This window comes from Zavarzinella formosa DSM 19928, assembly GCF_000255705.1.
GTDB classification, from domain to species: Bacteria; Planctomycetota; Planctomycetia; order Gemmatales; family Gemmataceae; genus Zavarzinella; species Zavarzinella formosa.
In genome coordinates this window covers 586,967-596,783 of record NZ_JH636440.1, presented here as the reverse complement: position 1 = coordinate 596,783, position 9,817 = coordinate 586,967, and the positions used below count along the sequence as shown (strand labels likewise).

General features: G+C 60.0%; 6 protein-coding genes. 3 read left to right on the top strand and 3 right to left on the bottom strand.

What is annotated here, in order from left to right; all coding sequences use genetic code 11:
• From BGIM_RS66490 to aceE, 3 genes are all read right to left on the bottom strand, one after another.
• Positions 1-687, bottom strand: a 687-nt coding sequence (locus tag BGIM_RS66490; RefSeq protein WP_202947259.1) for a biotin/lipoyl-containing protein, incomplete at its 3' end; no start/stop codon positions are given.
• A gap of 89 nt (positions 688-776) precedes the next feature.
• Positions 777-1,058 (bottom strand): lipoyl domain-containing protein, encoded by a 282-nt coding sequence (locus BGIM_RS0113405; protein ID WP_020470282.1) that lies wholly within the window; start codon positions 1,056-1,058, stop codon positions 777-779.
• An 85-nt stretch (positions 1,059-1,143) separates the two neighbouring features.
• Positions 1,144-3,912 (bottom strand): pyruvate dehydrogenase (acetyl-transferring), homodimeric type, encoded by a 2,769-nt coding sequence (gene aceE, locus BGIM_RS0113400; RefSeq protein WP_020470281.1) that lies wholly within the window; start codon positions 3,910-3,912, stop codon positions 1,144-1,146.
• Positions 3,913-4,148: 236 nt separating this feature from the next.
• On the opposite strand from aceE, the gene BGIM_RS0113395 reads away from it, so the two are divergent.
• From BGIM_RS0113395 to BGIM_RS50210, 3 genes are all read left to right on the top strand, one after another.
• Positions 4,149-5,159, top strand: coding sequence for a hypothetical protein (locus BGIM_RS0113395; RefSeq protein ID WP_020470280.1), 1,011 nt, complete (start codon positions 4,149-4,151; stop codon positions 5,157-5,159).
• Between the two features lie 27 nt (positions 5,160-5,186).
• Positions 5,187-6,128, top strand: a complete 942-nt coding sequence (locus BGIM_RS0113390) for an RpnC/YadD family protein (RefSeq protein WP_029630015.1) — start codon at positions 5,187-5,189, stop codon at positions 6,126-6,128.
• A gap of 309 nt (positions 6,129-6,437) precedes the next feature.
• A partial coding sequence (locus tag BGIM_RS50210; protein ID WP_157369109.1) for a vitamin B12-dependent ribonucleotide reductase occupies positions 6,438-9,817 on the top strand: 3,380 nt, incomplete at its 3' end.

The window sequence follows — 9,817 nt, the reverse complement described above, 5'->3', positions numbered from 1 at the left end:
GCCGTTTTCGGACGCCGGGGCTGTCGGCGCCGATTGCGCCTTGGCCGGGGCAGCCTTTTCGCCGGTCGGCGCGGGGGTGGGAGCGGCCTTTGTGGATGCCGCCCCGGAGGAGGCAATCACCGCGATCACGGCCCCGATGGAGACTTTGTCCCCCACTTTGACTTTGATCTCTTTCACCGTGCCATCGACATCAGACGGAACTGGCATGGAAGCCTTGTCCGTCTCGATGACAAAGATTTCCTGCCCGGCTTTCACCGTGTCGCCAGCCTTCACGGACACGGCGACGATGGTGCCGTTCTCGATTCCTTCGCCCAGATTCGGAAGCTTCTGCTGAAAGTCCCCGGCGGGAGCCGCAGCGGCCGGAGCAGCTTTCGGAGCCTCGGCTTCCTTGGCAGCCGGAGCCGGGGCAGCGGCTGGTTTAGCGGGAGCCGCCGTCGGAGTGGCTGGGGCAGAGGAGCCGCCGCCGAAGATGGCGACCACGGCCCCGACCTTGACCTTGTCCCCTTGCTTGACCTTCAATTCGGTGACGGTGCCGTCCGAGGTGGCGGTGATCGGCATGGAGGCTTTGTCCGTCTCCACTTCAATGAGCGTGTCGCCCGCCTTCACCGCCTGGCCCGGCTTCACCGCGACGTTGACGACGGTGGCATCCGCAATTCCCTCACCCAACTCCGGCAGACGAAAATCCATGAGAGCCCCAACCTTGCGGGATGTGATTCAACGTTTGTTTTCACGACTGTATGAGCAGCGACACGGCCAAGCAAGTCGTCAGTGGTGTGTCATCTCTTCCAACCTCGCGGACGGTTTGGATCAGCGGGAGCCGAGGAGCCGCTTCCGCCGAAAATGGCCATGACCACCCCGACCTTGATCTTGTCTCCCGGTCTGACTTTCAACTCGGTGACCACACCGCTTGAAGTTGCCCCAACGGGCATGGAAGCCTTGTCCGTCTCCACGACAAACAATTCATCCCCGACTTTGACACTCTGACCCGGTTTCACACAGACGGCAATCACGGTGGCATCCGTGATTCCCTCGCCCATGTTCGGCAGGCAGAAATTCATCCGACCACTCCCGCTTTTTGGAAAAAGTCAGGACGACCAAATCAACATAGGCGGTGTCAGTTTTCTGACAGCCGCCTTGTCATCTTCAAACCGTCCACGGGTGCGGCTTGTTCGGGTCGATGCCCAAATCCTTGATCGCCTGAGCCACCACCTTGCGATCCAATTCGCCCCGTTCGGCCAAGGCGTACAACGCGGCGATGGTCACATGCTCGGCATCCACCTCGAAGAACCGGCGCAGGTTCTGCCGGGTTTCGGATCGGCCGAAACCATCCGTGCCGAGGGCCAGCAATCGGCCGCCGAGGTACGGGGAGATTTGTTCCTGCAACGTCCGCATGTAATCGCTCGACGCGACCACCGGGCCGGGCGTGCTTCCCAGCACTGTTTCCACGTGGCTCTTCTTCTTCGGCTGATCCGGGTGGAGACGGTTGAATCGCTCGACTTCGATGCAATCCCGCCGCAATTCTTGGTAACTGGTGGCGCTGTAGACCGTGCTGGCCACTTTGTACTTGGTGGCCAAAATCTCTTGCGCCCGCAGCACTTCCCGCAAGATGACGCCGCTGCCGAGCAGTTGCACCGTCTGCTTCGCCCCTTCGGGCTTGACGGTCTTGAAGGCATACAGGCCCTTGAGGATACCATCCTTCACGCCCTCGGGCATGGCGGGCATGTCATAGGCTTCGTTGTAGATCGTGAGGTAATAGAAGAGGTCTTCCCCCTTCACATACATCCGGTTGATGCCTTCCTCGACAATCACGGCCAGTTCATAACCCCAAGCGGGATCGTAGGCCCGACAGGTCGGCACGGTGAGGGCGGCCAGATGGCTGTGCCCGTCTTCGTGTTGCAAGCCTTCGCCGTTAAGCGTGGTTCGTCCGGCGGTGGCCCCCATGAGGAAGCCACGGCACCGGCTGTCGGCCGCCGCCCAGATCAGGTCGCCAACCCGCTGGAAACCGAACATCGAATAGTAGACGTAGAACGGGATCGTGTTGATCGAGAACGTGCTGTACGCCGTCCCGGCGGCGATGAACGTCGCCATGCTCCCGGCTTCGTTGATCCCCTCTTGGAAGATCTGGCCGTTGGTCGCCTCGCGGTAAGAACTGGCCGACCCCGAGTCCACGGGGATGTATTTCTGACCGAGCGAGTTGTACAAACCAAACTGGTTGTACAGCGGCGGCAGACCGAACGTCTGCCCTTCGTCCGGGACGATGGGAACGATCAACTTGCCGACGTTCGGATCTTTCATCAACTGGCCCATGAGGATCACCCACGCCAGTGTCGTGGATTGTCCCTTGGCGACCGTCCCCTGATGAGACCGTTGGAAGACTTCCGGCCGAGGCGGCTGGCACGGCACAAATTCATTGTTCCGCGAGGGTTGATAGCCGCCGAGGGCCTTGCGGCGTTCCCGCAAATAAAGCATTTCCGGCGACGTCTCGGACGGACGGTAGAACTTGTATTCGGCAAGATCAGCGTCTGTCAGCGGGATTTGGAAACGGTCGCGGAAACTCTTCAATCCCTTGAGTTCCTGAGCCTTTTTGTAGCCATCGGCCTCCAAAGCGGCTTTTTCCTCGTCCGTCAGGGAGATTTCCAGCTTCTTTTCTTGGTGGGCCGTGTTGTTGGCCTCGGAAGCAGTGCCATAACCCTTGATGGTGTGAGCCAAGATCACCGTCGGGCCGCCCCGATGGTTCATGGCCGCCCGGTAGGCGTTGTACACTTTCGCCGGGTCGTGCCCGCCGCGTTTCAGATTGGCCAGTTGTTCGTCCGACAAGTGAGCGACGAGGGCCTTCAATTCTGCCGTATTGAAGAACTTCTCACGGATGATGCCATAGTTGCCTTTTTTGGCAGCGTAGGCATATTCCTGATATTCGCCGTCCGGCACTTCGAGCATCCGACGGGACAAAGCCCCGCTGGCGTCGCGGGCAAGGAGTTCGTCCCAATCGGAACCCCACATGCACTTCACAACGTTCCAGCCGGCGCCCTTGAAGATGCCTTCCAATTCTTGAATGATCTTGCCGCTGCCACGCACCGGGCCGTCAAGCCGCTGGAGGTTGCAGTTGATGACGAAGATCAGGTTGTCGAGCTTTTCGCGGGCCGCGATGCTGAGGCAGCCGAGGGTTTCGGGTTCGTCACATTCGCCGTCGCCGAGGTAGGCCCAAATGTGCGTGCCGCGTGTTTCCGCGAGGCCCCGGTTTTCCAAGTAGCGGGCATAACGGGCCTGATAGATGGCCATGATCGGGCCGATGCCCATGCTCACGGTCGGGTATTGCCAGAAGTCCGGCATCAGCCACGGGTGCGGATAACTGGACAGACCGCCGCCGGGTTGGAGTTCCTGCCGGAAGTTGATGAGCTTTTGTTCCGGCAACCGGCCTTCCACGAACGCTCGGGCGTAGGGGCCGGGGGAGGCGTGGCCTTGGAAATAGATGATGTCGCCGTGGCTGTCTTCGGTGCGGCCGCGGAAGAAGTGGTTGAAGCCGACTTCATACAGCGTGGCGGCCGATTGATAGGTGGCGATGTGACCGCCGACGTTCGTGGTTTTGTTGGCCTTGGCCACCATCGCCATCGCGTTCCAGCGGATGATGCTCTTGATCTTCCGTTCCATCGCCCGGTCGCCAGGGTAGGGAACTTCTTGATCCAGCGGGATGGTGTTCAAATAGGGGGATTGGATGGTCCCGCCTGTTGACACGCCGGCGGCGCGGATTTTGTTTTGCAGGGCTTCGAGAATAAACGCGGCTCGTTCCGGTCCTTGAATTCGCAGGACAGCCTCGACGGAATCCAGCCATTCGGCTGTTTCCAGCGGGTCAATGTCCACGAGTTCCGACGAAAGTGCCGAGCGACGAACCAAGTCTTCAGTTCGGACGATCATCGCGCACGGTCTCCATGGAAATCTGACGGTTTGGCGGCGGTCATCGTCGGGCGGCGGGGTGAGCCGACTGGCGACGGGCGATGGCACGTCTGTCATCGGCGGGAGAATCCGTTTGAGTGCCGCTCGAATTCCCAGATAAGATATCGAGGGGGAATCGTCCCGTCTACAAACGCAACCCTTCTCCCCGGTTGCCGACTCTTCGTCATCGGCAAATTCCGCATCCCCGGAGCCTTCGCATGAGCCGTTATGCTATTTTACTCGGGTTGGTCTTTGCAAATGTGAATTTTCTTCTGGCCGGGGACGAACTTCCCCCCGCCGGGAAATTTACGCTGGCTGACGGTCAGGTCACCGCCAAAGAATTCGTGGCCATGCTGGAGACGAACAGCGGCCTGAAGATCGACATTTCGGCCATCGACGCCTCGGCCAAGGTTCCCGGCCCCCTCAAAGAAACGAGTTATTGGGCGGCGCTCGAACATCTGGCCAAACACACCGAAAGCCATCTGTCCCTCGTCGGCGGCAAGATCGCCCTCAAGTCCGGCGCCGAAACGGTGATCCCCGACCTTCACGGCCCCTTCCGATTTGCCGTCCATGACGTGGCTCTTCGCAAAGATTTAATCACCAGGCAAACCATCTGTGACTTGCATTTGGAAATCGCCTGGCTCCCGACGGTTCATGCCTATCGCATTGATGCCTCCCCGTTGATTACCTCCGTGACGGATGAAACCGGAATGAAATACGCCGTCGGTTCCGGCGGAGCCAGAACCTTCACCAGCGGGATAACCTCCCCATTGGTCACCCGGCCCCTCGGACTCAAGCGAACCAGCAAGAGTCTGAACGTCGCCGGGTCGGTGCAATTGACCATCGCGGATGAGATGCTGGCATTTTCGTTCAACGCTTTGAAACCGGCTGCCGCCCCGAACCAACAGGGAGTCAGCGCGGCCATCAGCAAAGTCGGCAACGCCGGGGCCAACTGGTACGTCGATGTGGAATTGAGTTATCCCCCCACCAGCGCCGTGTGGGAGAGCCACGAAATTTACTGGATCCGTAACAACCGCCTGCGACTGGCGCCGCCAACCGGCGAACCCATCAAATCCGACGACGCAGAATACGGCGACCGCTCCATCCGCTACCTCTTCAAAAACCGCGCCGGAAAAGTGGGGGCCGATTGGAAACTGGAATATCAAACGCCGGGGCCGATGCGGGAACTCCGGGTGCCATTTGAACTCAAGGGGATTGAGTTGCCTTGAATGAGGCTTCCGAACAAGGAGAGAAACTTGGCCCGTGAATTTGACTCACCGTGGAAGGAAACGCTCGCCATCTTTTTCGAGCGATTCGTCTCGTTTTTCTTCCCGGAACTTCACGACCAGATTGACTGGGCCGAGCCGCCGGTGAGTTTGGACAAGGAATTGCAATCGATCATGCGGGAGGCGGAAATCGGCGAGGCGAGGGTGGACAACCTCACACGGGTTCGTCTGAAGACCGGGGACTTTGCCTGGCTTTACATCCATGTGGAGGTTCAAAGCCAGCACGACGCCAGACTGGCCGAGCGAATTTTCATCTATCACATCCGTCTGTTCGACTTGTACGGCCGACACCCGGTCAACCTCGTGATCTTGGGCGACGACTCGCCAGCCTGGCGGCCAAGCGAGTATAATATCCCCCATCTGGGGCAGACCATCCGATTGCCGTTTCTCACCGCCAAACTGCTTGATCTGGCTGACCGAATCGGCGAACTGGAGCAACACCCCAATCCAATCGGGCTGATGGTCGCCGCCCATTTGGAAAGCCTGCTGACCGGCAACGATCCGGAACAACGGCTGACAGCCAAGCTCCGGCTTGTGCGGCGACTGACGGATCGAGGAGCCAGTCCTGAGGATATCCGGCAGATGTATCGTTTGGTTGACTGGTTTTTGGATTTGCCATCGGAGTTGACCCAGCGATTCCGCGAAGGCGTTGATGTCATCCAGCAGGAGAAAAGAATGCCATATCTGACATCCACCGAACAATTTTGCATGGATCAAGGCGAATCAAAGGGGTTGCGTGAAGTACTGGAACCAACTTTGGCCGCCAGATTTGACGATGCCGGCCGGATTTTTGCCGAAGAGACTCTGCCGAATCTTAATCTCAAGGCGTTGCGCCGACTGAAGGATGTGATTTGGAAGGCTCCTTCCGTGGAGCATCTGCGTGAATTGGTCGCCGAGCCGACGTCGGATTGAATCTGTTTTTCCACCGTCCCCAATTCGGCCCTTGGCCTTTTGTGACTCGCCGGGGTGTCTTCAACAAATCTCTAGTGTCGGGCGCGAAAAACTGTTTCTCTTGACGGACATCTGTTCACCAGTATACTTTTGTCTTCGGCACCGATTATGCCGATTCTGACGGACGCGCCAAGTGGTGGCTATTTTTGCGCGCGTCTCCTCTCACAACTTCACGGGAACCACCCAGCAAATCGGGTTTCCCGGCGGTTTGTGAATTAAAAATCTACTTACCGACTTTGTTCCCCAATCCAAGACGGATGGAATACCCCGATGCGCATCCCTCGTCAGTTCACGCGCGAAGGTAAGGACGCCTTTGCCGGAATTACGTTTACCCCCCGGACTTCGCGGATTGTCAATCCGAACGGCTCCGTTGTTTTTGAGATGAAGGACGTGATGGTCCCCGAGGGGTGGTCCCAGGTGGCCGTGGATATCCTCGCGCAGAAATACTTCCGCCGGGCCGGGGTGCCGACCCGGCTGGCGAAGGTGGCCGAGGAGGGAATGCCCGAATGGTTGCAGCGCGGCCAGCCGGCCGAGGGGGCCACGCTGATCGGCGAGACCGACTCGCGGCAGGTGTTTCGCCGTCTGGCTGGGTGCTGGACGTATTGGGGCTGGAAGGGGGGCTATTTCACCTCCGAACCGGACGCCCGCGCGTTTTACGATGAAATCTGCTTCATGCTCGCCGGCCAGATGGCAGCCCCGAATAGCCCGCAATGGTTTAACACCGGGCTGCATTGGGCCTACGGCATCGAAGGGCCGCCCCAAGGGCACCTCTTCGTCAACCCGTTGACGAACGAAGTCGAACGCTCCTCCAGCGCCTACGAACGGCCGGCCCCGCACGCCTGTTTCATTCAATCCGTCAGCGATGACCTTGTGAATGATGGCGGCATCATGGACCTGTGGGTCCGCGAAGCCCGCATTTTCAAATACGGCAGCGGCACCGGCTCGAACTTCTCCCAGATTCGCGGCGAAGGCGAACCCCTCTCCGGCGGCGGCAAGTCGTCCGGCTTGATGAGCTTCCTCCGCATCGGCGACCGGGCGGCCGGAGCCATCAAATCGGGCGGGACAACCCGGCGGGCGGCCAAGATGGTCGTGCTGGATCTCGACCACCCGGACATCGAAGAGTTCATCAACTGGAAGGTCGCCGAAGAGCAAAAGGTCGCGGCCTTGGTGCAGGGATCGAAACTCCTGAACCGCCATCTGAACGCCATCTTCAAGGGCATCTCGTCATACACCAAAGACGGGGACAAGCTCAATCCCCGGCAAAACGGCGACCTCCGCAAGGCGATCATTGAGGCCCGCGCCGCCCTCGTGCCGGAAAACTACATCGCCCGCGTGATTCAACTGGCCCAACAAGGCTTCACCGGCATCGAAGTCGAAGAATACGACACGGACTGGAACTCGAAAGCCTACGCCACCGTCTCCGGGCAAAACAGCAACAACTCCGTGCGGATCGCCAACGATTTCATGAAGGCTGTGCAGGACGATGGTCCGTGGAATCTGTACTTCCGCACGGAAAAGGACAAGGCCGCGAAGCAAAACCGCGACCCCAAGCCGTGCAAAACACTCAAGGCTCGCGAACTGTGGGACGAAATCACCTACGCCGCTTGGAGCTGCGCCGACCCCGGCCTGCAATTCGACACGACCATCAACGAATGGCACACTTGCCCCGCCGATGGCCGGATCAATGCAAGCAACCCGTGTTCGGAATACATGTTCCTGGACGACACGGCATGTAACCTCGCTTCGCTTAACCTGTTACGATTCTACGACACCGCCAGCGGGCAGTTCGAGGTCGAGAATTATGTTCATGCGAATCGCATCTGGACGGTGATCCTCGAAGTCAGCGTGTACATGGCGCAGTTCCCAAGTCATCCGGTGGCCCGGAAGTCTTATGACTTCCGCACGCTGGGCCTCGGTTACGCCAATCTTGGCGCGCTGCTCATGGTGCAGGGCATCCCGTATGATTCGCACGAGGGCCGGGCGCAGGCCGGGGCCATCACGGCGATCATGCACAATGTCTCGTATGCGACCTCGGCGGAAATGGCCGGGGAACTCGGCACGTTCCCGCTGTATGCCGGGAACCGGGAGGCGATGCTCAAGGTGATTCGCAATCACCGCCGGGCGGCTTACAACGCCCCGCCGCATGAGTATGAGGGGCTGACCGTCACCCCCGTGGGCATTGCCCCCCTGTATTGCCCGCATTATCTGCTTCAAGCAGCCCGTCGCGAAGCGGACCGCATGTTGGAGCTTGGCGAGAAGCATGGCTTCCGCAACGCCCAGACGACCGTTTTGGCGCCGACCGGCACCATCGGCTTGGTCATGGATTGCGACACGACCGGCATCGAGCCGGACTTCTCGCTGGTGAAGTTCAAGAAGCTCGCCGGGGGCGGGTATTTCAAGATCATCAACCAGTCGGTTCCCCCGGCGCTGGCCCGGCTTGGGTACACGCCCGCGGAAATCGACGCCATCGTGAAGTATTGCCGGGGCACGGGCACATTGATTGGCTGCCCGCACATCAACCCGGCCTCTTTGCGGCTCAAGGGTTTCACGGACGAAATCTTGGTGAAGCTCGAAGCGGCGATGGCCGGGGCGTTCGAGTTGCCGTTCGTCTTCAACCGCTGGACGCTCGGGGAAGACTTCCTCCGCAACACCCTCGGCATCAAGCCGGAAGTCTACGAAGCCCACTCGTTTGACCTGCTCGCCCATGTCGGCTTCACCCGCGAACAGGTGGCCGAGGCCAGCGAGTATGTCTGCGGGACGATGACCATCGAAGGGGCTCCGCTCCTGCGGCCGGAACATCTCGCAGTCTTCGACTGTGCGAACAAGTGCGGCAAGAAGGGGAAACGATTCCTCTCGGCCGAGTCGCACATCCGCATGATGGCCGCCGCCCAGCCGTTCATCAGCGGGGCCATTTCCAAGACGATCAACATGCCGCACGAGGCAACCGTCGAGGACGTGAAGAAGGCTTATGAACTGAGTTGGGGCCTGATGCTCAAGGCCAACGCCCTCTATCGCGATGGTTCCAAGCTCAGCCAGCCGTTGAACTCGGTGGCCGACGCCCCGGAACTCGAAGCCTTGGAAACGGCGGCGGCGGCCGAGGTCGTCACCCCGGTTCCGCAAAAGCCGGAGGCCGTGCGGATCGCCGAGAAGATCGTTCACCGGTACATCGCCCGCCGCCGCCGGTTGCCGGATCGCCGGGCCGGTTACACGCAAAAGGCCCGCATCGGGAACCACAAGGTTTATCTGCGGACCGGCGAATACGAAGACGGGGCGCTGGGTGAAATCTTCATCGACATGCACAAGGAAGGGGCTGCCTTCCGCAGCATGACGAACTGCTTCGCCATCGCGGTGTCCCTCGGGTTGCAGCACGGCGTGCCGCTGGAAGAATTCGTGGACGCTTTCGTGTTCACGCGGTTTGAGCCGAACGGCATTGTCGGGGGGAACCCGCACATCAAGATGGCGACGTCGATCATCGACTACATCTTCCGCGAACTGGCCGTCACCTACATGGGCCGGTACGACCTGGCCCACGTGGACCCGGAAAGCCTGCGGGCCGACGGCCTCCACCGGGACGAACCGGACTACGACAGTGAAGAAGTCGTCGCCGAGCGCATCGTCGAATCACGCGGATCGCGCCGGCTGGCCGTGCC

Bases quoted from the DNA above. Each gene is read 5' to 3' on its own strand.
- BGIM_RS0113405 (WP_020470282.1), bottom strand. From the start codon at position 1,058: ATGAATTTCTGCCTGCCGAACATGGGCGAGGGAATCACGGATGCCACC.
- BGIM_RS0113395 (WP_020470280.1), top strand. From the start codon at position 4,149: ATGAGCCGTTATGCTATTTTACTCGGGTTGGTCTTTGCAAATGTGAAT.
- aceE (WP_020470281.1), bottom strand. From the start codon at position 3,912: ATGATCGTCCGAACTGAAGACTTGGTTCGTCGCTCGGCACTTTCGTCG.